Genomic DNA, 24,071 nt, shown 5'->3' with positions numbered 1-24,071 from the left:
GGCCACCATCTTTCATCGGCTCCTTGCAATTGGAGCCATCGCGCTGTTCACGTTCGCCAGCTTCGCCGTCTCGGCCCAGCTGCGGGGTGACCATCCCGACACCTACGTCGTACAGCGTGGGGACACGCTGTGGGACATCGCCGGTCGCTTCCTGTCGCAGCCCTGGCTGTGGCCGGAAATCTGGCAGGCGAACCCGCAGATCGCGAATCCTCACCTGATCTACCCGGGTGACGTGATCAGCCTGGCCTACCTGCGTGGCGAGCCGCGCCTGGAGACCCGGGCCGGTCCGCGCACCGAGGACTACATCGACACGGTCCCGCTCTCGGACATCGAGCCGTTCCTGCGCCGCCTGCGCGTGGTCGACAGCCTCGAGGGCCTGCCCTACATCGTCGCCCTCGAGGAGGAGCGCATGCGCGCGGCCTCCGGGCAGCTGGCCTACGCCCGCGGCATCGAGGACGCGGAGCCGGGCGCCATGTACGCGATCGTGCGCCCGACGCAGATGTACAGCATCAGCCGTCGCCAGGGGCGTGAACGCGGCAACTACTCGGCCCGTTCGATCGACCTGGACTTCCGCGGCCTCGAGGAGCGCCGGGACTGGGAGGCCTACTGGTCGGACGTGAACTACTACGGCCGCGACCGGGTGGACCTGGGCATCGAGCTGATGGACATCACCACCGCCACGGTCACCCGTGGCGCGGTGGGCGGCATCGAGGTCACCAGCCTGCTGGTCACCGACGAGGGCCGCGAGGTCCGCGCCGGCGATCGCCTGGTGCGCGTGGAGCCGCAGCCGTTCGACCTGCAGTTCATGCCGCACGCCCCGGCCGAAGTCGCCGACTACGGCCGCGCCGTCGTGCTCTCGGTGGCCGACGGCTACCGCGCCGGTGGCCCACGCTCGGTCGTGGCGCTGTCGGTCGGCTCCGCCGACGGCATCGACAACGGCACCGTGTTCTCGCTGTGGAACGGCGGCCGCCACGTGCCGGACAACGTGCGCACCCGCAACCCGCTGCGCGCGAGCGCCAGCGCCGTGCGCCTGCCCGATGACTTTGCCGGCCACGCGATGGTGTTCCGCACCTTCAACAACGTGAGCTACGCGCTGGTCATGGACGGCGTGCGCCCGGTCAAGGTCGGCGCGCTGGCCAAGCACCCCGACGCGACCCGCTGATCACGCGCCTGCAACACCCGCACGGGGGCGCCCACGGGCGCCCCCGTTGCGTTGAGGACCCCAACACCCGCGACCAAGGATGGACGCCGATGCACGATGACGACCTGGAAGAGGCGCTGGCCTGGTGCCGGCTGCTGCGTAGCGGTGCCGGAGCTGCCGCCCTGCGCCGCCTGGTGGACCACCACGATGGGGCCCGAGCGGTCCTGGCCGCCGGCCCGCGGGCGTGGGAAGCGGGCGGGCTCAAGGCCACCACGCGCGAAAGACTGACTGCCCGCGACCCGGCACCGGAACCCGCCGACCTCGACTGGCTGGGATCGCCCGGCCACCGCGTGCTGGGCTGGAACCACCCCGATTACCCGGCCCTGCTGCGCGAGATCGCCTCGCCCCCCGGCCGCGCTGTTCACCAGTGGCCGGGTGGCGTTGCTGTGGCACCCGCAACTGGCCATTGTCGGCAGCCGCAGCGCCACCCCGGCCGGGCGCGACCATGCCGCCAGCTTCGCCCGGGCACTGGGCCGGCACGGGCTGGTGACGACCAGCGGCCTCGCCGCCGGCATCGACGCCGCCGCGCACCTAGCGGCCCTGGATTCCGGCGCCGGCACCGTGGCGGTCGTCGCCACCGGCCCGGACCAGTGCTATCCACGCTGCAACCGCGACCTGGCGCGCCGCATCGAGGCCGAAGGCGTGCTGGTCAGCGAGCACCCGCCGGGCACGCCGGCCCGGCCCCAGCAGTTTCCCAGCCGCAACCGGATCGTGGCTGGACTGTCGCTGGGCACGCTGGTCGTGGAGGCCGCCGAGCGCTCCGGGGCGCTGATCAGCGCCCGCCTGGCGGCCGATGCCGGGCGCGAGGTGTTCGCCCTGCCCGGCTCGATCCGCAACCCGATGGCCCGCGGCTGCCACCGGCTGATCCGCCAGGGCGCAGCCCTGGTGGAACGCCCAACGGAGATCCTGGAGGCCCTCGCCCCGGTGGCCGCCGGCCTGGCCCAGGCCTTGCGCCGACGCCTGGATGCCCCCATCCAAGGACAAGGCGAGGCCCTGGACGGCCCCCGACAGGGCCCCATCGATCCGGCGCAGCGCCAGGTGTGGGAGGCGCTGGGCGACGACCCGGTGGACCTCGACCATCTGTCGATCCGCACGGGATTGACGGTCCCGGAGCTGTCCTCCATGCTGCTGCTCATGGAGCTCCAGGGCAGCGTCAGCGCCGAACACGGGCGCTACGCCCGCCGCCACTGAAGTTCACACCGCGTCGCGTGGCGTCGCAGGCCAGAGGTAATGAAAGAAACCATTCTCGACGTACTGCTTTTCCTGTTCGAACACTATTTCGCCGACGACCCCGATGCCGTCCGTGATCGCGACTCCCTCCAGAACGGCCTGATCCAGGCCGGATTCAGCCCCACGGAGATTTCCAAGGCCTTCGACTGGCTCGACGCCCTGGCCAACCAGCGCCCGAGCGCGGCCACCGTGCGCACCGACCGGGGCCCGGTCCGGGTCTATGCCGAGGCCGAGGCGGCCCGGCTGGATGCCGAATGCCGCGGCTTCCTGATGTTCCTGGAGGAACACGGCATCCTCGACGAGGACCAGCGCGAACTGGTGCTCGACCGGGTCATGGCGCTGGACCAGGACGAGGTGGACCTCGACGACCTGAAATGGGTCGTGCTGATGGTGCTGTTCAACCAGCCCGGCTCCGAGGCGGCCTACGCCTGGATGGAGAGCCAGCTGTTCGAGGACGAGCCCGAGCCGCTGCACTGAGGCGCGCCCGGGGGGCGGCTGCGCAGGCGGCCGGAAGCCCCATGCTTGACAGCCCGTTCCGGGCTGTGCATCCACTGAAAAAAGAACCCGCCGGGCCAGACGGTCCGGCGTCACCCCTCGTTTGCGCCGTGTTCACCACGGTGGCGGAGCATTCCAGCGCATGGCCAAGAACCTGCTCATCGTCGAGTCGCCGGCGAAAGCGAAGACGATCAACAAGTACCTCGGCAAGGACTTCCAGGTCCTGGCGTCCTACGGGCACGTGCGCGACCTGGTGCCCAAGGAGGGCGCGGTCGACCCCGACAACGGCTTCCACATGAACTACGGCGTCATCGACGAGCGCAGCAAGAAGCACGTCGATGCGATCGCCAAGGCCGCCAAGGGGGCGCAGGCCCTGTATCTGGCAACCGATCCGGATCGCGAGGGGGAAGCGATCAGCTGGCACATCGCCGAGCTGCTGCGCGAGCGCGGCCTGCTCGACGACCGCGAACTGCACCGGGTGGTGTTCTCCGAGATCACCCCGCGGGCGATCAAGGAGGCGATGGCGAACCCGCGCCAGGTCCTGGCCCCGCTGGTGAACGCGCAGCAGGCCCGCCGCGCGCTCGATTACCTGGTCGGCTTCAACCTCTCCCCGGTGCTGTGGCGCAAGGTGCAGGCCGGGCTGTCGGCCGGCCGCGTGCAGTCGCCGGCGCTGCGCATGATCGTGGAGCGCGAGAAGGAGATCGAGGCGTTTCAGTCGCGCGAGTACTGGAGCGTCGCCGCGGACTGCCAGCACAGCGTGCAGCCCTTCGCCGCGCGCCTGGTGAAGCTGGACGGACAGAAGTTCGAACAGTTCACGATCACCGACGCGGAGACCGCGGAGGGCGCGCGCAAGCGCCTGCTCGCCGCGGCCCAGGGCAGCCTGCGCGTCACCGACGTGCAGTCCAAGGAGCGCCGCCGGCGCCCGGCCCCGCCGTTCATCACGTCCACGCTGCAGCAGGAGGCGTCCCGGAAGCTGGGCTTCTCGGCCAAGCGCACGATGAGCGCGGCGCAGAAGCTCTACGAGGGTTTCGCGCTGGGCGAGGAAGGCACGATCGGCCTGATCTCCTACATGCGAACCGACTCGGTGAACCTGTCGCAGGAGGCCGTCGCCGAGTTGCGCGACGTGATCGCGCGCGACTTCGGCACCAAGGCGCTGCCGGACAAGCCCAACACGTATGCCAGCAAGTCCAAGAACGCGCAGGAGGCCCACGAGGCGATCCGCCCGACTTCGGCCCTGCGCACGCCGGCCTCGGTGGCGAAGTACCTGGGCGACGACGAACGCCGCCTGTACGAACTGATCTGGAAGCGCTCGGTGGCCTCGCAGATGGTGCCGGCCACGCTCAACACGGTGTCGATCGAACTGGCCTGCGGTTCCGAGCACGCCTTCCGTGCCACCGGCACCACCGTCGTCGATCCCGGCTTCCTGGCCGTCTACGAGGAAGGCAAGGACAGCAAGGCCGCCGACGAGGACGACGATGGCCGCAAGCTGCCGCCGATGAAGCCCGGCGACGCCGTCCCGCTGGCCGCGATCGGCATCAACCAGCACTTCACCGAGCCGCCGCCGCGGTTCTCCGAAGCCAGCCTGGTGAAGACGCTGGAGGAGTACGGCATTGGCCGTCCGTCCACCTACGCCAGCATCATCGGCGTGCTGCTGGCGCGCGAGTACGTGACGCTGGAGAGCCGCCGTTTCCACCCGACCGACAAGGGCCGGGCGGTGGCGAACTTCCTCGGCGAGCACTTCACCCGCTACGTCGACTACGACTTCACCGCAAAGCTCGAGGACGAGCTTGATGCGGTCTCGCGCGGCGAAGACGAGTGGGTGCCGTTGCTGGAGCGCTTCTGGGGCCCGTTCAAGGCCATGGTCGAGGACAAGATGGAGAACGTCGACCGCAGCGAGGCCTCCGGCGCGCGCGAGCTCGGCACCGATCCGAAGTCGGGCAAGCCGTTGAGCGTCCGCCTGGGCCGCTTCGGTGCGTTCGCGCAGATCGGCACCAAGGACGACGAGGAGAAGCCCCGCTTCGCCAGCCTGCGTCCGGGGCAGAGCCTGCACACGATCACCGCCGAGGAGGCGCTCGACCTGTTCCGCCTGCCGCGCACGCTGGGCGAGTTCGAGGGCGAGGACCTGACCGTCGGCGTCGGTCGATTCGGGCCCTTCGTCAAGCACGGCAAGATGTACGCCTCGCTGAAGAAGGACGACGACCCGTACGAGATCAGCTTCGATCGCGGCGTGGAGTTGTTGAAGGAGAAGCGCGAGGCCGAGGCGAACCGGATCATCCGCGAGTTCCCCGACACCACGATGCAGGTGCTCAACGGCCGTTTCGGCCCCTACATCACCGACGGCGAGAAGAACGGCAAGATCCCCAAGGATCGCGAGCCGGCGTCGCTGAGCCTGGAGGAGTGCCGGCAGATCCTGGAGGAGACCGGCAAGCCGGTGAAGCGGCGCTTCGGCAAGAAGACCGCCGCCAAGAAGGCTCCGGCCAAGAAGGCACCCGCCAAGAAGGCAGCGAAGAAGGCGGCGAAGAAAGCGCCTGCCAAGAAGGCCGCGAAGAAGGCCGCCGGGAAGACGGCGAAGAAGTCGACCGGGAAGAAGGCCGCCAGCAAGGGCACGGCCCGGAAGTCCGCGGCGACCAAGGCCTCCGGCTCCACCCCGGGCTGACATCGCGATGGCCGGGACGGGACCGCGCAGGATCGATCCGGCCCGGGCCGGGGTGCTGCTGCGCCAGGGCGGCGTGCTGGTCTATCCCACCGAGGCGGTCTGGGGCATCGGCTGCGACCCCGGCCACCCCGGTGCGGTGCAGCGGCTGCTGGATATCAAGCAACGCCCGGTGGCCAAGGGAATGATCGTCGTGTGCGACACCCTGGCGCGCGTGGCCGACTGGGTCGACCTGGACGCGCTGCCGGCGCCGCGCCGCGAGGCGGTGTTGGCGAGCTGGCCCGGACCGAACACCTGGACCCTGCCGGCCACGGCCGATGCACCCCGCATGCTGTGTGGCGACCACGACACGCTGGCGGTGCGCGTCAGCGCCCACCCCGTGGTGCGCGCACTGTGTGCGGCCTTCGGTGGCGCCCTGGTGTCCACCTCGGCCAACCGCGCCGGCGAGCCGCCGGCGTTCGAGGAGGCCGCACTCGACCCCCGGCTGCTCGCCGACGTCGATGCCCTGGTGGAGGGGCGGACCGGCGGACTGGCGGCACCCACGCCGATCCGCGATGCCCGCAGCGGTGAAATCCTGCGCAGCTGAGACAGCCTCCGGCGGGACTGTTAGCATTCCCGCCTCCTTTCGGCAGGCACTCCGCCCATGCGCAAGCTCGTCCCGGCCATCGTCGTCGTCATCCTGGCGATCGGCGCCTTCTGGTTCTTCAGCCACCGTGGCGACCGCAGCGGACTGCTGGCATACGTCCCGGCGGACACGCCCTGGGTCGTGGCGAACACGCAGCCGCTTCCCGAGCAGGTGCTGCAGGCATGGCGCGATATGTTCCACGGGCTCGCGCCGGTGTACCAGTCGATGCTGCAGGATGCGCGCGACGCCCTCGACGCCGACGTCGACGACCCGCGCCTGGTCGGACTCGTCGACGCCCTGCATGCCGAGTTCGGGGATGGCGATGTGTTGGCGGGCTACGAACGCATCGGCCTGGACATCGCGCCGCAGATGGTGCTCTTCGGCCATGGGCTGGTGCCGGTGCTGCGCGTCGTGCTGGCCGACGCCGAGCGCTTCGACGCCTTCCTCGATCGACTCGAAGCCGCCTCCGGCGAGCTGCCGCCCCGCATCATGGTGGGTGGCCACCAGGTGCGGCGCGTCACCCTGGGCGAGCTGCCGGTGGACGTCCTGGTGGGCATCCTGGACGACCAGCTTGTCGCCACCCTGGCACCGCGCGAGGCGGGCCCGGAGGCGCTGGAATCCCTGTTCGGCATCCGCGCACCGGAGCGCTCGCTGGCCGACACCGGGGACCTGCGCCGCCTCCACAGGACCTACAGCTACCAGCCCCACTACAGCGGCTTCCTCGACCTGCGCCAGCTCGCGGCCCAGATCATGGCCCCGGCAACCCCGATCGAGGAGGGATTCCTGGCGGCGCTGGAGGTCGAAAAGCCCGAGCCGAGCCCGGCGTGCCGCGCCGAGTTCGAGGCCCTGGCCGAAGCGTGGCCGCGCCTGACGATGGGCTACACGCGCCTGGACGCGAAGGTGCAGGAGGTCCGGTTCGTGGCGGAAGCCCGCAAGGACATCGCCGAGGCCCTCGTGGAGCTGCGCGCCCCGATGCCCGGCCCGGCCGCCCGTGCCGAGGACAGCCTGCTGGACATCGGCCTGGCGCTGCGCCTGGACAAGCTGCCGGCACTGGTGAACCGCTATGCCGACGCCGTGCGCGCGCAGCCCTGGCAGTGCGAGTCGCTGCAGGGGCTCAACGAGGCGTTCGCACAATCGCACCAGCAGATGTCCAATCCGGGCCTGTTCATGGCCGCGGGCCTGCTGCAGAGCCTGTACCTGAGCGTGGACGAGTATGCCGGGTCGACGACCGGCGACGGCATGCCGGACGTTTCCGGCATCCTGGCGATCGGGTCGGAGAACCCGGCTTCGCTGGTCGCGATGGGCCAGGCCTTCCTGCCGCAGCTGGCCTCCTCCGGGCTGGCGACCGATCGGCAACCACGCGCGTTGTCGCTGGGCGCCTACGGCGTGGACATGCCGGCCGAGGTCGCCATGTCGGAGACAGCGCTGGCCGTGGCCGTGGGTGAAGCCGCCGTGCAGCGCCTGCCCAGCGCCCTCGTTGTCGGGGAGGCCGAGCAGCCGATGTTCCATCTCGCCATGGACGGTCGCCTTTACGAACACTTCGCCCAGGTCATGCAGGCGCAGCTGGCCCAGCTCGCCGACATCGATCCCGAGGTGCTGGCGGGGATGGACGAGGACGGTCGTCGCGAGCTGGAGGCATTGCGGGCCGAGAGCGAGCGCCTGGAGCGCGAAGCCGTGATGATGGGCGAGGTCTATTCGCGGATGTTCCAGCGGCTGCAGATCGAAGTGACGGCCAGCGAACATGGCCTGGAGATGAAGCAGCGCATGCAACTGCGCTGAACGCGAGCACGCGGGCGCACTGGCGCGGCGCCCGCGCGCACCGCAGAATCCGGGGCATGCGCATCCTGCTGCCCCTGCTGCTGGCCCTGTCGTTGGCCGCCCCGACGCTGGCCGACGAGGTGGTGATCTATCGTTGCACCGGCGAGGACGGCGGACTGACGCTGCAGGACTTCCCCTGTGCCAGCGGACAGGTCCAGGCCGAGCGGCGCTACGAACGCCCCGTCGATCCGCCGCCGCGCGACGACCCACCCCCGGTGGCGACCCCGGCGCCGGTCGAACCCGACGAGGGCGGGAATGCCGTGGAAGCCCGGGGCGGGGCGGATCCGCTGGTGGTGGTGCCGGCGCTGTTCGAGTGCCGCACGTTCGATGCACAGACCTATTTCAGCGAGCGCGGCGACGGCAACCGCCGCTGCGTGCCCCTGTCGATCAGCCGCATCGGGTCGGGACCGCTGCCGGGTGCCGCCAGCGCCTGCGAGTGGGTGGTCGACGAGTGCACCCGCCTGGAGCCCGAAGCCGCCTGCGCCGGCTGGCAGCGCCTGCACCGCGAGGCGGTCCGGGCCGAGCGCGAGGCCTTCAGCGACACGCTGGCCCAGGTCCGCGAGGACCTGGACCGGATCAGCGCGATCCGCGACAGCGCCTGCGCGCGCTGAGCCGCCTGTTCAGAAACCGTAGCGCAGGAAGCCGCCGTCCACCGCGATGCACTCGCCGGTGACGTAGCTGGCCGCCGGCAGGCACAGGAAGGCCACGGCCGCCGCCACTTCCTCGGGCTCGCCCACCCGCCCCATCGGCGTGCGCTCGACCACCTCGTCGTAGTAGTCGGGCTGGGCCAGCATCGGCGAGGTGCGGCGGGTGCGGATGTACCACGGCGCCACCGCGTTGACGCGCACCCCGTCCTCGGCCCATTCACACGCCAGGTTGCGGGTGAGCTGGTGCAGCGCCGCCTTGGTCATGCCGTAGGGCGACCCGGTGCGCACGTGGGTCAGCCCGGAGACCGAGCCGACGTTGACGATGCTCGATGCCGGGTGCTCGGTGAGCATGCCGTGCGCGGCGCGGCACATCTCGAAGGCGGAGAACAGGTTCACCTCGAACAGCTCGCGCCATTCGTCCTCCTCGTAGTCCAGCGTCGCCCGGGCCTGGTTGGTGCCGACGTTGTTGACCAGGATGTTGAGGCCCAGGCGCTGGTCCTCGAGCCAGTCGAACAGGTCGTCGCGGTCCTCGTCGTCGGCCACGTCGGCGGCGAAGCCCAGCACCGGCACGTCCGGGTGCTCCTCGGCCACCTCCACCCGCGCGGCCTCCAGGTGGTCCCCGTCGCGCGCCACCATCAGCACCGTGGCGCCGAGGCCCGCGAGTTCGGCCGAGATCGCCCGGCCGATGCCGGCACTGGCCCCGGTGACCAGCGCGACCTGGCGGTCCAGGCGCCAACGTTGGGGGTCCATGGAGTGCTCCTGCTGCTGGCGCCGGATCGGCACCGGCCTAGGATAGCGCGCCGCAGATGCGGCGCGCCCGGACAGGCCGGGCGTCGTCGTGTCCAGTCGGGCGTTGCCTGTCAGAACTCGCAGAAGCAGTGCGCCACCGCCCGTAGCGGTTCGCCCTGGTGCGCGCGCAGCCAGGCGAGGTCGCGCGCCATCGTTTCCGCCTGCGCACCGGTGAACACCGCCCCCAGGCCGACCCACTGGGCCAGCGCCTGTACGCGGGCACCCCCGGCGAGGCTGGTGAGGAAGCGCTCGAACAGGTTGCTGGGCCGCTCGACGTAGACCAGGGCGTAATCGTCGCCGAGGCCGGCCAGGCCTGCGGCACGCGCCGAGGCATCGCGCAGGCCACCCAGGCGGTCGACCAGGCCGTACTCGTGGGCCTGCGCCCCGCTCCACACCCGGCCCCGCGCGACCTTGTCGACGGCCGCCGGACTCTTGCCACGCGCCTGCGCCACCTTGGCGATGAAGTCCCGGTAGCCGTGGTCGATGATCGACTGGATGGTCCGGCCGACCTCGGGGTCCAGCGGACGCGACGGGTCGAATGCCCCCGCGAACCGCGTCGTGCCGACGCCATCCACGCGCACGCCGATCTTCTCCAGCGTATCGGGTGCCGACAGCCACAGCCCGAAGATGCCGATCGAGCCGGTGATCGTCGATGGATCGGCGATGATCTCGTTCGCATCCATCGAGATCCAGTAGCCACCCGAGGCGGCGACATTGGCCATCGACACCACCACCGGCTTGCCGGCGGCCCGGGTCAACTCGACCTCGCGCCGGATCTGCTCGGACGGGAACACGCCGCCGCCCGGGGAATCCACGCGCAGCACCAGCGCCTTGACGGCGTCGTCCTCGCGCGCCTGCCGGATCAGCCACGACGTCGACTCGCCGCCGACCACGCCGGGCGGTTGGTCGCCGCCCATGATCGCGCCCTGCGCCACGACCACCGCCACCTTCGACTGGCGCCCCAGGCGCGGGCCGTCGCGATCGACGAACTCCAGGTAGTCGTCCAGCGACACCTGGCGGAACGTGTTGTTCTTCTCGTCGGCCACGCCACGCTCGGTCAGCAGCGCGCGCACCTCGTCGGCGGTCATCAGTCCGTCCACGAGGTTCTGGCGCAACGCCATCTGCCCCAGGTCGCCCCCGGCGGCCTCGACCTCGTCGGGCAGGCGGTTCACGCGAGCCTCCAGCTCCGCGGCCTCGAGCCCCCTCGCGCTGGCGATGCCGGCCAGCATGCGCTGCCAGATGTCGTTCATCCAGAACAGGTTGGCGGCGCGGTCCTCCTCCGAGGCGGAGTCGCGGATGTAGGGCTCGGCCGCCGACTTGTACTCGCCCACGCGGAACAGGTGCACGTCGACGCCCAGCTTGTCCTCGAGCGCCTCGCGGTAGTACGGCCGGTAGCGGGCCAGGCCCTCGATCAGCACGGCGCCACCCGGATGCAGGTAGATCTCGTCGGCATGTGCGGCGATGTAGTACTGACGCTGCTCCATGCCGTTGGCATAGGCGACCACCTGCTTGCCCGAGGCACGGAAATCGCCCAGTGCGTCCGCCAGCTCGTGCATCGCGGCGAAGCCGATGCCGTACATGCCGTCGGTGCGCAGGACGATGCGTTCGATGCGGTCGTCCTCCCGCGCATGCTCGATGGCGCGCAGCAGGTCGCGCAGCTGCACCTGCTCGGTCGCCTGGCCCAGCAACCGGCCGGCGGCCCTGGAGGTCGGATCCACGGTGTACTGCTCGACCAGTTCGCCCTGCGGCGCGATCACCAGCGCGGTGCGCTCGTCCAGGCTGGCACGCGGCGCCATCAGCACGGCGAACAGCCACACCAGCACCAGAACGAAGATCAGGTTGAGCACGAGGCGGCGCGAGAAATTGATCGCCTGCCAGGTGCCGCCGGCCAGGCGTCGCAACAGGCCGGGGCGCTGGGGATTGTTCATCGGGGACTCCTGGAAAATAGCTCTCGAGCATAGCCCGATGCCGCGGCCCGGGCATCAGCCACTGGTCATGCGACCGCTGGTATGCCGGGCGGGTTCCGCGCCAGCCTCACGAAGCGCACGCTCAACAGCACCGCCGCCACGCTCAGGCCGACGATCAGGCCGGTCCACATGCCCTGGGCACCCCAGTCCAGGCCCAGGCTCAGCCACACGCCCACCGGCATGCCGACTGCCCAGTAGGAGACGCCTGCCAGCAGCATCGGAATGCGCGCGTCCTTGAGCCCGCGCAAGGCACCGGCGGACATGGCCTGCACCCCGTCGACCAGCTGGAAGGCGGCGGCGAACAGCAGCAGCGTCCCGGCCAGCGCCACGACCTGGGTGTCGTTGGTGTAGAGGGTGGCGATCCAGGTGCCTCCGGCCACCATGATCGTGGCCGACACCACTTGCGCCAGCACCGCGATCGAATACCCCGAGGCGGCCGCCCAGCGCACCGCCGGCGCGTCACCGGCCCCGACCGCGTGCCCGACCCTCACCGTGGTCGCCATCGCCACGCCCAGCGGCACCATGAAGGCCACGCTGGCCACGTTGAGCGCGATCTGGTGGGCCGCGATCGCGGTCGTCCCCAGCCGGCCGATCACCAGTGCGGTGGCCACGAACAGGCTGCCCTCCATGAACACCATGACGCCCATCGGCAGGCCGACCCGCAACAGGTCGCGGATCGGCGGCCAGCGCGGCGGATCGAAGCGCTCGAACAGGCCCAGGTCCGCGTAGCGTCGGGCCCGCGCGAGGTAGGCCGCGAAACCCAGCGCCTGCCCCCACAGCACGATCGCCGTCGCGTAGCCCAGGCCCGCCGCCCCCAGTTCCGGGGCGCCCCAGAGGCCGAAGGCCAGGGCGTAGCCGATCGGCAGCAGCGCCAGCAGGCCGGCGACGCCCATGACCATGGTCGGGACGGTCCACGACACCCCTTCGCTGAGGTAGCGGAAGCAGAAGAACATCGCCAGCGCCGGGGCGCCCCAGCTGATGCCGTGCAGGAAGGCCACCGCACCGGGCCTGACCTCCTCGGCCACGCCCATCACGTCCAGCAGCAGGCCGCCCTGCCGGACCAGCACCATCAGCACCAGGCCCAGTACCAGCGCCAGCCACAACGCCTGGCGGAACAGCGCACCGATCTCGGCCCGGCGCTGGCGGCCGTTGAGCTGAGCCACGAACGGGGGCACCGCCATCAGCACGCCGATCAACACAAGCACCACGACCGACCACACCGCGGTGCCCATCGCCACCGATGCCAGCGTCAACGGGCCATGTCGACCGGCGATCACCGCATCCACGACGTTCATGCCCATTGCCGAGAGCAGGCCGGCGACGACCGGAAACGCCAGCACGCCGGTGACGCGCATTTCGCGGCGCAGTCGTTCGGGTCGGGTCTGGGATCGGCTCATCGCAAAGGCGGTGCACTGGCGCGGCTGCTCGCCGGGCGGCTATCTTAGCCTGCGAATGAGCAGGGTCTATGAAGTCAATCTGTGGGTCGACCGGGCGATAGCCGAGACCTGGCTCGCCTGGCTCGACGCCCATGTACGCGAGATCACCGCACTGCCGGGCGTGCTTGGCGCCACCGTGTTCGAGGTGCTGGAACCGACCGCCCCGGCGGGGCAGCGTTGCTGGTGCGTGAAGTACCTGATGCGCGACCAGGCCGCACTCGAGGAATACCTGGCCCGGCATGCACCGCGCTTGCGCCAGGACGGCATCGACCGTTTTGGCGACAGGTTCCGCGCCGAGCGCCGGATCCTCGCGCCACACGCCCGCTACCCGGGCTGAGCGGCTAGCCCTCCAGCCGCTGCCGGATCACGGCCGCGCGTTGGGCCGGCGGCGTGTCTAGCAGGCGACGCCGGAAGCTTTCGCGCTCCGCCGGCGCAGTCGTGGCACCAGCCGGCGCAGGTCTTCTCGCGCGGACGGCTCGAGCGATGCCAGCAGGGCAAGGCTGGCCTCGCGCTCCTCCACCGGCACGAACGCGAACAGCGGCCGCACCGACTGCAGCCAACCGGCGCGCTCGGGCCCGAGCGCCCAGCTTCGCTGCGCTCCCAGATCCTGCGCGTCGAATGCTTCGCGCCACCGCGCGCGTTGTTCTTCGCTGGCGTCGCCGTAGCGCTGTGCCGCCCCCCCGGATGGCGTCGCGGTCGGCATCCGAAAGCGTCGCCCAGGCCTGCCGGGTGGCGCGCTTTGCCGCGCGCTGCGCCGGTGGCATCGATTCCAGCTCGGCCAGGCGCAGCATCAGTGCGGCGCGCTCGGGTGGATCCAGCGCCAGCCAGCGCCGGGCGTTGGCCTCCAGCCGGGCGCGGGTGGCCAGGTCGAGGTGCGACCACTGGCCGGCCCAGGGGGCCAGCAGCTCCGCCAGCTCCGGCTGCGGGCGAGATGCGTCCGCCGCGTGCACGAACGCCCCGGCGGTCGCCAGGGCCATGCCGAGGACAGCGGCTACGAAGGCACCCCGACCCCGGCGCTCAGTCGCCATTTCCGTCCTCCTGCGCCTGTCCGGCCAACCATGAGTAGAACAGGAGGTCGTCGAGCACCTCATCCGGATCGGCCTCCAGGACGGCGTCGAAATCGGGACTGGCCAGCGCGGCCGACTCCGGGGATAGGGTGGTCGGCAGCGCCAGCGGCAACTCGCGCTGCTCCCCGGGCGCCAGCGGCGGTTCGCGCGGGGGCAGGAAGAAGGTCGCGACGAAGGCGGCAAGCACTGCCGCCAACGCCAGCCATAACCCAAGCATGAGCCATCGCGGTCGCGACCGCGGCAGCCCCAGCCCGGCCGAAGCGCCACTGGTCGAGACGCGCCGCAACGCCGCCAGCCGCTCGACCCGGTCCGCCGGCAGCTCGCGCACGCGCTTCCTGAGGGCTTCGTGCAGCCCGGCGAGCGTCTGCTCGGCAGGCGTCGGCAGCGACTTCATCGCCCGCACCAGCGACATGCGCACCGCCGCCCGCGACACGCCCAGCACCTCGGCGATGGCGTCCTCCTCCAAGCCGGCGACGAGGCGCAGCAACAGGATCGCACGCGGCCCCCCGGACAGCCCGCGCAGCGCCTCCGGCACTTCCGGGCCGCCCGCCTGGCGCATTTCCGGCCGCGCCAGCAACAGCGCCCAGAACCTGAGCGGCCAGTGCGCCATGGGCAGGTCCCCGGCACCATGGCGGAAGCGCATCAGCGTCACCGCGAGGGCCAGCTCGGCCGCCCGCGCGTCGCCGCACTGGGCGTGGGCCAGCACCCAGGCACGCCGCTCGACACCCTTGAGGAAGGCGTCGAGGGCAGCGGGGGAAGCAGGGGAAGCGTCGGTCGTGGCTATGGGCATCGGCAGGCTCTGGCTGGACTGATTCTAGCGGGGTTTGGGGCACCCCCCAACGTCGAAATCAATGCTTGACAAGCGCTGCGGATCTGCTCTCGTGCGTCCTGCAAGGGTCTTGGCGCAGATCACTTGTACACAAGCCGTCGAAGTCACGTGTTGACGCGGTCGTCACAGCCCTCCCGCGCTGCATGACGCCCGCATGACACCCGCAACCCATTGATTACGAAGATATATGACGAGATGGTTAAAAAGTCGCCAACCCGGCGACTGCCACGGTTTAACAACCCTTCACGCACTTTGCCCGGTGCCCTTCCACAGACTTATCCACAGGCTGTGTGGATAAGGCCGATTCCTCTTGGCTTTCATCACTTTGCCGCTGGTTCGTGAGGAGGATTCCAGTAACCGGCCGTAAGCGAAGGCTTCACCGGAACCGGCGGGCAAAGCCGCTGCTAGACTCCGCGGCATGCTCGTGAATCCGCCTGCGCGCTGCCTGCGCGTTGCCTTGCCCGTGCCGCTGCCGCGCGTGTTCGACTACCTGCCTCCCCCCGGGCTCGAGGTCGACGAGGGCTGGGTGGGCTGCCGCGTGCGGGTCGGCTTCGGTCGTCGCGAGCTCGTCGGCCTGGTCGAAGCGGTCGCGGTGTCCGGCGGGGTGCCTTCGGAATCCCTCAAGCCCGTGCTCGAGCGCATCGACGCCAAGCCACTGCTGCCGGAGGAGCTGCTGGCGACGCTGCGCTGGGTGTCGGGCTACTACCATGCGCCCCTGGGCGAGGTCCTGGCGACCGCCCTGCCCGCCGACCTGCGCCAGGGTGCGCCGCTGCCCGACACCGGGCGCTTCGCCTGGGCGCTCAGCGAAGCTGGCGCGACCGGGCTGGAACGGCTGCGACGCGGCGCACGCCCGCGGCAGCTGGCCGAGCGCTTGCAAGCCGGTGCGATCGCCGAGGACACGCTCGAGTTGGAGGCGACGCCCTGGCGTGAGGCGATGCGCAGCCTGCAACAGCGCGGGCTAGTCGTTCGCCAGGCCCTGCAGGCGGTGCCTGCGATGCCGCTCGAGCCCGGCGGCGTGACCCTCAATGGCGAACAGGCGACGGCCGCCCAGGCCATCGTCGAGGGCCTGGGCCGCTTCCACCCGGTGCTGCTGGAGGGCGTCACCGGCAGTGGCAAGACCGAGGTCTACCTCGATGCGATCCGCGCCTGCCTGGCGCAGGGTCGCCAGGCCCTGGTGCTGGTGCCCGAGATCGGGCTGACGCCGCAGACGCTGCAACGCTTCGAACGCGGGCTGGGGATCCGCGTGCACGCGCTGCACTCCAACCTGGCCGACGGCGAGCGCGCCCGGACCTGGACGGCGATGGCGCGTGGCGAGGCGCAGGTCGTCGTCGGCACCCGCTCGGCCATCTTCTCGCCACTGCCGCGGCCCGGCCTGATCGTGGTCGACGAGGAACACGACGCGTCGTACAAGCAGCAGGACGGCGTGCGCTACTCGGCGCGCGACCTCGCCCTGGTGCGGGCCCGTGCATTGTCCGTACCGGTGGTGCTGGGCAGCGCCACGCCGTCGCTGGAATCGCTGGCCCAGGCCGGTCGGGGCCTGTACCGGCACCTCGGGCTGAGCCAGCGCGCGGGCGCCGGCAGGGCGCCGCCGGTGCGCGTGCTGGATGTACGCAAGCGCCGGCTGGAATCCGGGCTGTCGGGTGACATGCTCGATGCGATCGCTGCGTGCCTGGCGCGTGGCGAACAGGCCCTGGTGTTCCGCAACCGCCGCGGGTACGCCCCGGTCCTGCTGTGCCACGACTGCGGCTGGAGCGCGGAGTGTCCCCGCTGCGATGCGCGCATGACCGTGCACGGTCGCGGCCGGCAGCTGATCTGCCACCACTGCGGCGCCCGCCGCCGCCCACCGACGGCCTGCCCGGACTGTGGCAGCCTGGGCCTGCAGCCGCAGGGGGCCGGCACCGAACGCATCGAGGACGCCCTGGCCGAGCGCTTTCCCGAAGCGAACCTGGTGCGCGTGGACCGCGAGTCGACCCGCCAGCGCGACGGCCTGTCCCGGCAACTGCAAAAGCTCGGCGATGGCGCAGGCATCCTCGTCGGCACCCAGATGCTGGCCAAGGGCCACGATCTGGCGCGGCTTAGCCTGGTGTGCGTGGTGGGCATCGACGAAGGACTCTTCAGCGCGGACTTCCGGGCCCCCGAACGCCTCGCGCAGTTGCTCATCCAGGTGTCCGGCCGCGCGGGTCGGGCGGAGGTGCCCGGCGAGGTGCTGCTGCAGACCCACCACCCCGAACACCCGCTGCTGGCCACCCTGTTGCAGGGTGGCTACCCCGCCTTCGCCCGCCTTGCGCTGGAAGAGCGCGAGCTCGCCGGGTTCCCCCCGTTCGCCCACCTGGCGCTGCTGCGCGCCGATGCGGCCCAGGAAGCCGCACTGCAGGGCTTCCTCAATGCTGCGCGGACCTGCCTGGAAGGGCCGGCCCGGGATGCTGCCGGGCGACCGGGCGGACAGCGCATCGGCATCCTCGGGCCACTGCCCGCCCCGATGCCGCGACGGGCCGGCCGCGTGCGCGCACAACTGCTCGTGTCCAGCCCCTCGCGCCCGGCATTGCAGGCCTGCCTGGCCGAGGCCGTCCCGCGTCTGTACGACCTGCCCCAGTCGCGCAAGGTGCGATGGTCCATCGACGTGGATCCGGTCGACCTGTACTGAGTCAGTCGGGCAGGCCCTCCAGGGCCGGCTCCTCGCCCAGCGGCTGCCGCAACAGGCCGTGCAGCCGCATGCCGGCGCTGGAGCTGGCGATGAGCAGGACGCCGCCGAGCGCGCGATAGCGATCCTGCATGCCCTGCAGGCCGAGGCCGCGCCGCAGCGGCGCGGGGAAGCCGCGCCCGTCGTCGCGGATGTCCAGGAACAGCCACAGCTGCTCGTCGCGGCGCCCCAGGCGCAGGCGGACCAGGCAACGGCTGGCACGCGCATGGCGCACGACATTCGTCGTCGCCTCCTGAACGACCCGATAGACCGCGGTGCGCACCAGTTCGTCGAGCTGCCCGATCAGGCGGGCCTCGCCTTGCAGCTGCAGCTCGAAGTCGACGCCGGCATCCTCCATCATCGCGCGGATCGGACCGCTGTCGATCGCGCCGTACAGGCCCAGCTCGTCCAGGGCGACCGGCTGCAGCGTCTCCAACAGCCCGCCCAGCGAGCGCCGCATCGCCACGGTCAGGTCCGCGATGCGCCTGGCCATGTCAATGCGGTCGACCTGGGCGAACACCGGTTCGATCAGTTTCACGTGGGTCTGCAGCGCGGTCAGCGTCTGACCGACCTCGTCGTGCAACTCGTGGGCCACTTCGCGTCGGGCGCGTTCTTCCGCGCGCAGGTTGCGTTCCGAGGCCAGGCGCACCTCGCGCACCAGCTCCTGCTGCTTGCCATGCGCACGCTGCAGGGCCACCTGCCTGTCCTCGAGCTCACGCGCGTGGCGGCGCAGGCTGTCCACCGAAGCGCCCAGCAACAGCGCCATGCTGCCGGCCACCGCGACGAACAACTGCATCCAGACGGTGTTGTCGGTCCAAGCATCCAGCGGTCGCTCCAGCGCCACGGCGGTGCTGACCATGGCCGCCGAAAGCGCGGCCCCGCGCCATCCATGGCGCATCGCGCTGAGCACCAGGGCACCCAGCAGCAGCAAGCGCAACATCTCGCCGACCGCGGTGCCGTCCTGCCAGCGCGCCAGCAGCACGAAGGTGATCACCACCGGCACGATCCAGACAAGCACTTCGGCTGGAATGCGCGCCGAGCCGCTCCGGTTGTCCGGGGACACCAGCCAGGCGGCCAGCGGCGCAACGAGGAGGATGCCGAGGAAGTCGCCCAGCGTCACGGTCATCGCGTACTCCAGGGACGGCGACCAGACCGGGTGCACGAGCATGAAGGCGATGTTCCCGGCCGTGATGAGCGCGGCCGTCGCCACCGCCACCACGAGCAGGCGGGCCATTCCCTGCAAGGTGCCCAGCATCTGCGGGGCCACCCGCCAGTGCAGCAGCAGCAGCACGCCCATCAGGCAGATCAGCGGTTGTGGCACGTTGCCCAGAACGAACTCCGGGACGCTTTCCCAGCCGCCCGCCAGATGGCCGCGCAGCGTGCGTGCGGCGATCCCGCCCAGGACCAGTGCCGCGCGGTAGCGCGGCGGCAGCAACCACAAGGCCGCGAACAGCAGGCCGCTGGGCAGGTACCAGTGCAGGTGGGAGGGTTCCGCCGCCAGGTAGTACACCGCCGCGGTCAGCAGCAGCAGGGGAAGCTGGCGTGTCAGCAGGGAGGTCATCGCCGCAGCCTATCGCGTGGCCGGCGGACTCGACCAAGAAATTTTCTTGAACGCCGGATGCGCGTCGGTGGCACCCTTGCGGCAATGATCAGGATCGTACTCGTCGACGACCACGCCATCGTGCGCGAGGGCTTCAAGCTGCTCATCAGCCGCGAGGCGGACCTCGACGTCGTGGGGGAGTGCGAGCGCCCCTCCGAGGCGCTCCGGCTGGTCGCCGGGCTGCAGCCGCACCTGGTCGTGGTCGACCTCAACCTGCCCGAAGGCGGCGGCTTCGCGCTGATCCCGAAGCTGCACACGGAACTGCCGGAGGCACGCCTGCTGGTGCTGAGCATGCACGACAACCCCGGCATCGTGAGCAAGGCGATGGAGTGCGGGGTGCACGGCTACATCACCAAGGCCGCGGCCGCGAACGAGCTCATCCCGGGCATCCGCGCCGTGCTCGGGGGCAGCGTGTTCGTGTCCAGCGACATCCGGGTCGCCCGCCAGCGTCACCGCGCCCCCCCGCTTTCCGCCCGCGAGCGCGAGGTGCTGGAGTTGCTGGCCACCGGCACGCCGGCCAAGGCCGCGGCGGGGCAACTGGGCATCAGCGACAAGACGCTGTACTTCCACCGCTCCAACCTGATGCAGAAACTCGATGCCCGCAACGACATCGACCTGCGTCGCCGGGCCGTGGAACTCGGCCTGGTCGAGGGTTTGCAGAACTTCTGAACCGGAACGCAAAAAGGCGGCCCGCAGGCCGCCCTTTTCCCGTCCACGCCGTCGTGCTCAGGCCACGAACAGCGCGCGCATCTTCTTCAGGGCACTCGCCTCGATCTGGCGGATGCGCTCGGCGGAAACGCCGTATTCATCGGCCAGTTCCTGCAGCGTCGCCTTGTTGCCGTCGTCCAGCCAGCGGCGGGCGACGATGTCGCGCGAGCGCTCGTCGAGCTCGGACAGGCCGTCACGCAGCAGCTCCAGCTGCTGGTCCTCCTCGCTCTCGCGCTCGTAGGCCAGCGACGGGTCATCGGCGTGGTCGACCAGGTAGGCCGCCGGTGCCGGTGGGGTGTCGTCGCTGTCGTCGACCGGCGCATCGAAGCCGATGTCGCGGCCGGACAGGCGCGACTCCATCTCGCGCACCTGGGCCTCGGGCACGTTCAGGTCGGCGGCCACCGCGCTGACCTCGGCGGCGTTGAGCCAGCCCAGGCGCTTCTTGGAGCGGCGCAGGTTGAAGAACAGCTTGCGCTGCGCCTTGGTCGTGGCGACCTTGACGATGCGCCAGTTGCGCAGGATGAACTCGTGCATCTCGGCGCGGATCCAGTGCACCGCGAAGCTGACCAGGCGCACCCCCTGGTCGGGGTCGAAGCGCTTGACCGCCTTCATCAGGCCGATGTTGCCTTCCTGGATCAGGTCGCCCATGCCCAGCCCGTAGCCCTGGTATCCACGCGCCACGTGCACGACGAAGCGCAGGTGCGAGAGCACCAGCTGCTTGGCCGCGTCGAGGTCCTCGCCGTCGCGGTATTCCCGCGCCAGCTGCTGTTCGTCGTCGACGCTGAGCACCGGGATGCGGTTCACCGCGGTGATGTAGGCGTCCAGCGATCCCAGCGCGCTGGGCACCGGCAGGTTGTTCGCAACAAGAGCCGTATTCATCGTGTCCTCGGTCATGTCATCGATTTTAGCACTCGACCCCCGTGAGTGCTAAACGGGGTTTCAGGTTTGTCCGTTCCATTCATGCAACGCTGCCGCCACCGGACCCTCGACAGGCGCAGGAGCGCGCGTCGGGACGTTCAGACCGCTATGGGGCCTGCAGGTTCCTGCATCAAGGGGCCGGGCTCAGCTCCGGTTCCAGTTCCGCGCGCGCGGGCAAGGACCAGTCGATCGGCACGGCACCACGCCCCTGCAGATAACGGTTTGCCTTGGAAAAGTGGCCACAGCCAAGAAAGCCGCGGTGGGCCGACAGCGGCGAGGGGTGGGGGGCCCGCAGCACGCAATGGCGGCCGCGGTCGATGACCTGGCCCTTCTTCTGCGCGTAGCTGCCCCACAACATGAACACCAGCCCCTCGCGCTCGCTCGACAGCGACTCCACCACGGCATCGGTGAAGCCTTCCCAGCCTCGCCCCTGGTGGCTGCCGGGGCGTCCGGACTCCACGCTGAGCACCGCGTTGAGCAGCAGGACGCCCTGCCGGGCCCATGGCAGCAGGCAGCCATGGTCCGGCGGCTCCAGGCCCAGGTCGCTGCGAAGTTCCTTGTAGATGTTGCCCAGCGAGGGGGGCACCGGCACGCCGGGCCGCACGGAGAAGCTCAGGCCATGGGCCTGGCCCGGGCCGTGATAGGGATCCTGGCCGAGGATCACCACCTTGACCTGGTCGAACGGGGTGGCGTCGAGTGCCGCGAACATCTGCGACCCGGGGGGGAACACCGGCTTGCCGCGGGCCTTCTCCTGGCGCAGGAACTCCGCCAGCGCCCGCATGTCCTCGCGCAGCAGGTGCCCGCCCACGCGCTGTCTCCAGGACGGGTGCAGCCGGATGCGCGACGCCGCCTCCACCTCAGGCCGCGCCGACGACCTTTTCGCGCAGCATCCGCCCCACGCGCAGCTGGAACAGCAGCTTGGTCACCAGCAGGCGCTCCTCGATCGGCTTTTCCACGAGGTCGTTCGCACCCAACCGGATCAGCTCGCTCTGGTTGGCGGGGTTCGCATCGCCGGTCATCACCAGCACCGGCAACTGGCCGCGGGCATAGCCGTAATCGTTGCGGATCATCCGCACCAGGTCGTTGCCGCTCAGCTCGCCCTTGAGGTAGACGTCGGTCAGCACGATGTCCGGACCCGGCTGGTTGCCCTGGGCCTTGGCCGTGTCCAGGTGCGCCAGCGCATCCTCGACGCTGGGTGCGTGGGTGACCTTCAGGCCGTGCTTCTCCAGCATGCGCCGGGTGGCCAGCGCCACCACGCGACTGTCCTCGACGTAGAGCACCTCGCCGCCAGGCTCGTCCTCGGGGTGCACGTAGCCACGGATGAAGGCGGCCAGCGCGTGGAAGCCCAGGCCCTTGTCGAAGTAGTCGGTGACATCGTCGGTGAAGCTGCGCGCGACCAGCCGGTGCTCGACCTCGCCGGAGACGACGATGATCGGGATATAGGCCTGCGGCGTGTGCTCGCGGATGTAGTGGGCCAGCTCCAGGCCGTCCATGTCCGGCAGCGACAGCGCCGTGGTCACCAGGTCGACCGAGCCCGATTGCAGTGCGGCACGGGCCTGCTCGCCGGTCTCGCACGCCACCAGCTGCGCCTCGGGCATCTCCTTGGCCAGCATCTGTTCGATCATCCGGCGCACCACGCGCGAACCATCGACAACCATGATGCGGGGCGCGGCGCTGTCGACGTGGCGGAAACTGGTCATGCTCATCGGTCCAGATTAACTCACTGCTCGACCGGCCGGGTCAGCCGCAGATGATGCCCGGTCGCAAGCCATGCGCCCACCCATCCCAGCAGCGCCGCCCCGGCCAGCACCTTGAGGGCACCCAGCAGGCCCGGCCCCTGCAGCGCAAAGGTGCTGCCGTAGCTGGCGATCAGTTTCGACAGCGGCCCCTGCAACGCCCAGCCGGCCGCGGCCAGCATCAGCAGCGCGAACAGGCCGGAGGCCAGCCCGTACCAGAAGCCCAGGTAGAGGAACGGTCGGCGAATGAAGCCGTCGGTGGCGCCCAGCTGCTGCAGGATGCCGATCTCCGCGGCACGCCCCTGGATGTCCAGGCGCACCGTGTTGCCGACCACCAGCAGCGCGCCCAGGCCCAGCAACACCGCGATCACCCAGGCCGCACGCTCGCCGAAGTCGAGCCAGGCGCCGAGGCGCTCGCGCCACAGCGCATCGTGCTGGACGACATCGACCTCGGGCAGCGCCTGCAGCGCCGCGGCCAATGCCGATTCGGCCTCGGCCGGGGCCGGCACCGGGTCCACCACCAGCACGAAGGGCAGCGGGTTGTGCTCCAGCAGGTCGAGGGCCTCGGCGAGGTCGCTCATCTCGCGGAACTCCGCCAGTCCCTCCTCCGGGGTGCGCAACACCACGGCGGCGATGTCGGGACGCGCGCGCAGCTCCTCGGCCAGTGTGCCGGCGCGCTCGGCGGCCACCTCGGCCTGCAGGAACACCCCGATCTCGCGGGATTCGCGCACGTTGCCCGAGAACTGCTCCAGCGTCGCCAGTCCCAGCCACAGCCCCAACGGCAGCGCCAGCGCGATCGCCATGACACCCACGGTGAGAAGCGTCGCCCAGGGGCGGGCAGCGATGCGTCCGAAGCTTGATACAAAACTGTAGAGCTGCAGCTCGCGCCAGGCCTGCACGCGGTCGCCGATGCCACCGCGCTGGCGGCGCTCGGCCGCGGCGCGGCGGGTGCCCTGGCCCTCCGGTTCGGTGCGCTCGCCGCTCATGCCGCCAGGTCCTCGGGCGAGATGTCGTCGACCAGCCGGCCATGGTCGAGCACCAGCACCCGCTTGCGCATGCGCTTGACCAGGGCCAGGTCGTGGCTGGCCACCAGCACCGACGTGCCCGCCGCGGGCAGGGATGCGAACAGCTGCATGACCTCGGCCGCCAGTTGCGGGTCCAGGTTGCCGGTCGGCTCGTCGGCCACCAGCAGCGCCGGCCGGCCGACGACCGCGCGCGCGATTCCCACGCGCTGCTGCTCGCCGGAGCTCAGCTCCAGCGGCGTCGCCTTCTCGCGCTCGCCAAGGCCCACCTTCTCCAGCACCACGCGCACCCGCTTGTCGATCTCCGCGCGCGGCACCCCGGCGATCACCAGCGGCATCGCCACGTTCTCGAACACGCTGCGGTCGGTCAGCAGGCGGTGGTCCTGGAACACGATCCCGACCCTGCGCCGCTGCAGCGCGACACCGCGGCCGCGCACCTTGTTGAGGTTGCGCTCGTTGATCAGCACCGCGCCGCGGCTGGGCCGCTCGCTCAGGTGGATCAGGCGCAGCAGCGTGCTCTTGCCGGCACCGGAATGCCCGGTGACGAACAGCATCTCGCCCTCGGCCATGGAAAAGCTCACCTCGCTCAGCGCCTCGTGCCCGCCGGCGTAGCGCTTGGAGACATTGTCGAAGCGCAGCAGGCTCACGTC

General features: G+C 70.7%; 20 protein-coding genes and 2 pseudogenes. 10 read left to right on the top strand and 12 right to left on the bottom strand.

Features of this window, described 5'->3' with window-relative positions:
• Window positions 1-7 precede the first annotated feature (7 nt).
• The 7 genes and pseudogenes from FU658_RS13245 (at window position 8) to FU658_RS13215 (ending at window position 8,633) form a co-directional block, all read left to right on the top strand.
• Window positions 8-1,162: a LysM peptidoglycan-binding domain-containing protein gene (locus tag FU658_RS13245; RefSeq protein WP_147892526.1), complete on the top strand. Its 1,155-nt coding sequence runs from the start codon at window positions 8-10 to the stop codon at window positions 1,160-1,162.
• A gap of 89 nt (window positions 1,163-1,251) precedes the next feature.
• Window positions 1,252-2,392: pseudogene (dprA, locus tag FU658_RS15680) on the top strand (DNA-processing protein DprA).
• Window positions 2,393-2,431: 39 nt separating this feature from the next.
• Window positions 2,432-2,908 carry a DUF494 family protein gene (locus tag FU658_RS13235; RefSeq protein ID WP_147892514.1) on the top strand — a complete coding sequence of 159 codons (477 nt, stop codon included), beginning with the start codon at window positions 2,432-2,434 and terminating at the stop codon, window positions 2,906-2,908.
• A gap of 160 nt (window positions 2,909-3,068) precedes the next feature.
• Window positions 3,069-5,582, top strand: a complete 2,514-nt coding sequence (locus FU658_RS13230) for a DNA topoisomerase I (RefSeq protein WP_147892513.1) — start codon at window positions 3,069-3,071, stop codon at window positions 5,580-5,582.
• Between the two features lie 7 nt (window positions 5,583-5,589).
• Window positions 5,590-6,165: an L-threonylcarbamoyladenylate synthase type 1 TsaC gene (tsaC, locus tag FU658_RS13225; RefSeq protein ID WP_147892512.1), complete on the top strand. Its 576-nt coding sequence runs from the start codon at window positions 5,590-5,592 to the stop codon at window positions 6,163-6,165.
• A gap of 57 nt (window positions 6,166-6,222) precedes the next feature.
• Window positions 6,223-7,983, top strand: a complete 1,761-nt coding sequence (locus FU658_RS13220) for a hypothetical protein (RefSeq protein ID WP_147892511.1) — start codon at window positions 6,223-6,225, stop codon at window positions 7,981-7,983.
• 56 nt (window positions 7,984-8,039) lie between these two features.
• Window positions 8,040-8,633: a DUF4124 domain-containing protein gene (locus FU658_RS13215; protein ID WP_147892510.1), complete on the top strand. Its 594-nt coding sequence runs from the start codon at window positions 8,040-8,042 to the stop codon at window positions 8,631-8,633.
• 9 nt (window positions 8,634-8,642) lie between these two features.
• On the opposite strand, the gene FU658_RS13210 is transcribed toward FU658_RS13215, so the two are convergent.
• The 3 genes from FU658_RS13210 to FU658_RS13200 all read right to left on the bottom strand — a co-directional run bounded on the left by FU658_RS13210 (window position 8,643) and on the right by FU658_RS13200 (window position 12,822).
• Window positions 8,643-9,419 (bottom strand): SDR family oxidoreductase, encoded by a 777-nt coding sequence (locus FU658_RS13210; protein WP_147892509.1) that lies wholly within the window; start codon window positions 9,417-9,419, stop codon window positions 8,643-8,645.
• 110 nt (window positions 9,420-9,529) lie between these two features.
• Complete coding sequence (gene sppA / locus FU658_RS13205; protein ID WP_147892508.1) at window positions 9,530-11,386, bottom strand: signal peptide peptidase SppA; 1,857 nt, start codon at window positions 11,384-11,386, stop codon at window positions 9,530-9,532.
• A 65-nt stretch (window positions 11,387-11,451) separates the two neighbouring features.
• Window positions 11,452-12,822 carry an MATE family efflux transporter gene (locus FU658_RS13200; protein ID WP_255505620.1) on the bottom strand — a complete coding sequence of 457 codons (1,371 nt, stop codon included), beginning with the start codon at window positions 12,820-12,822 and terminating at the stop codon, window positions 11,452-11,454.
• Between the two features lie 55 nt (window positions 12,823-12,877).
• On the opposite strand from FU658_RS13200, the gene FU658_RS13195 reads away from it, so the two are divergent.
• Entirely contained in the window at window positions 12,878-13,198 is a 321-nt protein-coding gene (locus FU658_RS13195) for a DUF4286 family protein (protein WP_187266127.1), read from the top strand.
• 57 nt (window positions 13,199-13,255) lie between these two features.
• On the opposite strand, the gene FU658_RS15615 is transcribed toward FU658_RS13195, so the two are convergent.
• From FU658_RS15615 to FU658_RS13185, 3 genes and pseudogenes are all read right to left on the bottom strand, one after another.
• On the bottom strand, window positions 13,256-13,564 hold the full coding sequence (locus FU658_RS15615; RefSeq protein WP_255505619.1) for a hypothetical protein: 309 nt from the start codon (window positions 13,562-13,564) through the stop codon (window positions 13,256-13,258).
• Window positions 13,565-13,598: 34 nt separating this feature from the next.
• Window positions 13,599-13,838, bottom strand: a pseudogene (locus tag FU658_RS16130) (DUF3106 domain-containing protein); the annotation flags it as partial.
• A gap of 40 nt (window positions 13,839-13,878) precedes the next feature.
• Entirely contained in the window at window positions 13,879-14,718 is an 840-nt protein-coding gene (locus FU658_RS13185; RefSeq protein WP_147892504.1) for a sigma factor-like helix-turn-helix DNA-binding protein, read from the bottom strand.
• 457 nt (window positions 14,719-15,175) lie between these two features.
• Between FU658_RS13185 and FU658_RS13180 the strand changes: the two genes are divergently transcribed.
• Window positions 15,176-17,401: a primosomal protein N' gene (locus FU658_RS13180; RefSeq protein ID WP_147892503.1), complete on the top strand. Its 2,226-nt coding sequence runs from the start codon at window positions 15,176-15,178 to the stop codon at window positions 17,399-17,401.
• Window position 17,402: 1 nt separating this feature from the next.
• Here the strand turns inward: FU658_RS13180 and FU658_RS13175 are convergent, their stop codons facing one another.
• Window positions 17,403-18,998, bottom strand: coding sequence for an MASE1 domain-containing protein (locus FU658_RS13175; protein WP_147892502.1), 1,596 nt, complete (start codon window positions 18,996-18,998; stop codon window positions 17,403-17,405).
• A gap of 84 nt (window positions 18,999-19,082) precedes the next feature.
• On the opposite strand from FU658_RS13175, the gene FU658_RS13170 reads away from it, so the two are divergent.
• On the top strand, window positions 19,083-19,706 hold the full coding sequence (locus FU658_RS13170; protein WP_147892501.1) for a response regulator transcription factor: 624 nt from the start codon (window positions 19,083-19,085) through the stop codon (window positions 19,704-19,706).
• Between the two features lie 57 nt (window positions 19,707-19,763).
• Here the strand turns inward: FU658_RS13170 and rpoH are convergent, their stop codons facing one another.
• The 5 genes from rpoH to ftsE all read right to left on the bottom strand — a co-directional run bounded on the left by rpoH (window position 19,764) and on the right by ftsE (window position 24,068).
• Window positions 19,764-20,639, bottom strand: a complete 876-nt coding sequence (rpoH, locus tag FU658_RS13165; RefSeq protein WP_147892500.1) for an RNA polymerase sigma factor RpoH — start codon at window positions 20,637-20,639, stop codon at window positions 19,764-19,766.
• A 154-nt stretch (window positions 20,640-20,793) separates the two neighbouring features.
• Window positions 20,794-21,519 carry a uracil-DNA glycosylase gene (ung, locus tag FU658_RS13160; protein ID WP_147892499.1) on the bottom strand — a complete coding sequence of 242 codons (726 nt, stop codon included), beginning with the start codon at window positions 21,517-21,519 and terminating at the stop codon, window positions 20,794-20,796.
• A 1-nt stretch (window position 21,520) separates the two neighbouring features.
• On the bottom strand, window positions 21,521-22,369 hold the full coding sequence (locus FU658_RS13155; RefSeq protein WP_147892498.1) for a response regulator: 849 nt from the start codon (window positions 22,367-22,369) through the stop codon (window positions 21,521-21,523).
• Window positions 22,370-22,383: 14 nt separating this feature from the next.
• Window positions 22,384-23,385, bottom strand: coding sequence for a permease-like cell division protein FtsX (gene ftsX, locus FU658_RS13150; RefSeq protein WP_147892497.1), 1,002 nt, complete (start codon window positions 23,383-23,385; stop codon window positions 22,384-22,386).
• Window positions 23,382-24,068: a cell division ATP-binding protein FtsE gene (ftsE, locus tag FU658_RS13145; protein WP_147892496.1), complete on the bottom strand. Its 687-nt coding sequence runs from the start codon at window positions 24,066-24,068 to the stop codon at window positions 23,382-23,384. The genes ftsX and ftsE overlap by 4 nt, the downstream gene beginning before the upstream one ends.
• Between the last annotated feature and the right edge of the window lie 3 nt (window positions 24,069-24,071).

Source organism: Alkalisalibacterium limincola (assembly GCF_008017755.1).
Classification (GTDB): Bacteria; Pseudomonadota; Gammaproteobacteria; order Xanthomonadales; family Xanthomonadaceae; genus Alkalisalibacterium; species Alkalisalibacterium limincola.
This window is presented reverse-complemented; position numbering and strand designations above follow the sequence as displayed.

Coding starts and splice junctions, on each gene's coding strand:
- FU658_RS13235 (WP_147892514.1), top strand. CDS start 2,432: ATGAAAGAAACCATTCTCGACGTACTGCTTTTCCTGTTCGAACACTAT.
- FU658_RS13230 (WP_147892513.1), top strand. CDS start 3,069: ATGGCCAAGAACCTGCTCATCGTCGAGTCGCCGGCGAAAGCGAAGACG.
- tsaC (WP_147892512.1), top strand. CDS start 5,590: ATGGCCGGGACGGGACCGCGCAGGATCGATCCGGCCCGGGCCGGGGTG.
- FU658_RS13220 (WP_147892511.1), top strand. CDS start 6,223: ATGCGCAAGCTCGTCCCGGCCATCGTCGTCGTCATCCTGGCGATCGGC.
- FU658_RS13215 (WP_147892510.1), top strand. CDS start 8,040: ATGCGCATCCTGCTGCCCCTGCTGCTGGCCCTGTCGTTGGCCGCCCCG.
- FU658_RS13210 (WP_147892509.1), bottom strand. CDS start 9,419: ATGGACCCCCAACGTTGGCGCCTGGACCGCCAGGTCGCGCTGGTCACC.
- sppA (WP_147892508.1), bottom strand. CDS start 11,386: ATGAACAATCCCCAGCGCCCCGGCCTGTTGCGACGCCTGGCCGGCGGC.
- FU658_RS13200 (WP_255505620.1), bottom strand. CDS start 12,822: ATGAGCCGATCCCAGACCCGACCCGAACGACTGCGCCGCGAAATGCGC.
- FU658_RS13195 (WP_187266127.1), top strand. CDS start 12,878: ATGAGCAGGGTCTATGAAGTCAATCTGTGGGTCGACCGGGCGATAGCC.
- FU658_RS15615 (WP_255505619.1), bottom strand. CDS start 13,564: ATGCCGACCGCGACGCCATCCGGGGGGGCGGCACAGCGCTACGGCGAC.
- FU658_RS13185 (WP_147892504.1), bottom strand. CDS start 14,718: ATGCCCATAGCCACGACCGACGCTTCCCCTGCTTCCCCCGCTGCCCTC.
- FU658_RS13180 (WP_147892503.1), top strand. CDS start 15,176: ATGCTCGTGAATCCGCCTGCGCGCTGCCTGCGCGTTGCCTTGCCCGTG.
- FU658_RS13175 (WP_147892502.1), bottom strand. CDS start 18,998: ATGACCTCCCTGCTGACACGCCAGCTTCCCCTGCTGCTGCTGACCGCG.
- FU658_RS13170 (WP_147892501.1), top strand. CDS start 19,083: ATGATCAGGATCGTACTCGTCGACGACCACGCCATCGTGCGCGAGGGC.
- rpoH (WP_147892500.1), bottom strand. CDS start 20,639: ATGACCGAGGACACGATGAATACGGCTCTTGTTGCGAACAACCTGCCG.
- FU658_RS13155 (WP_147892498.1), bottom strand. CDS start 22,369: ATGAGCATGACCAGTTTCCGCCACGTCGACAGCGCCGCGCCCCGCATC.
- ftsX (WP_147892497.1), bottom strand. CDS start 23,385: ATGAGCGGCGAGCGCACCGAACCGGAGGGCCAGGGCACCCGCCGCGCC.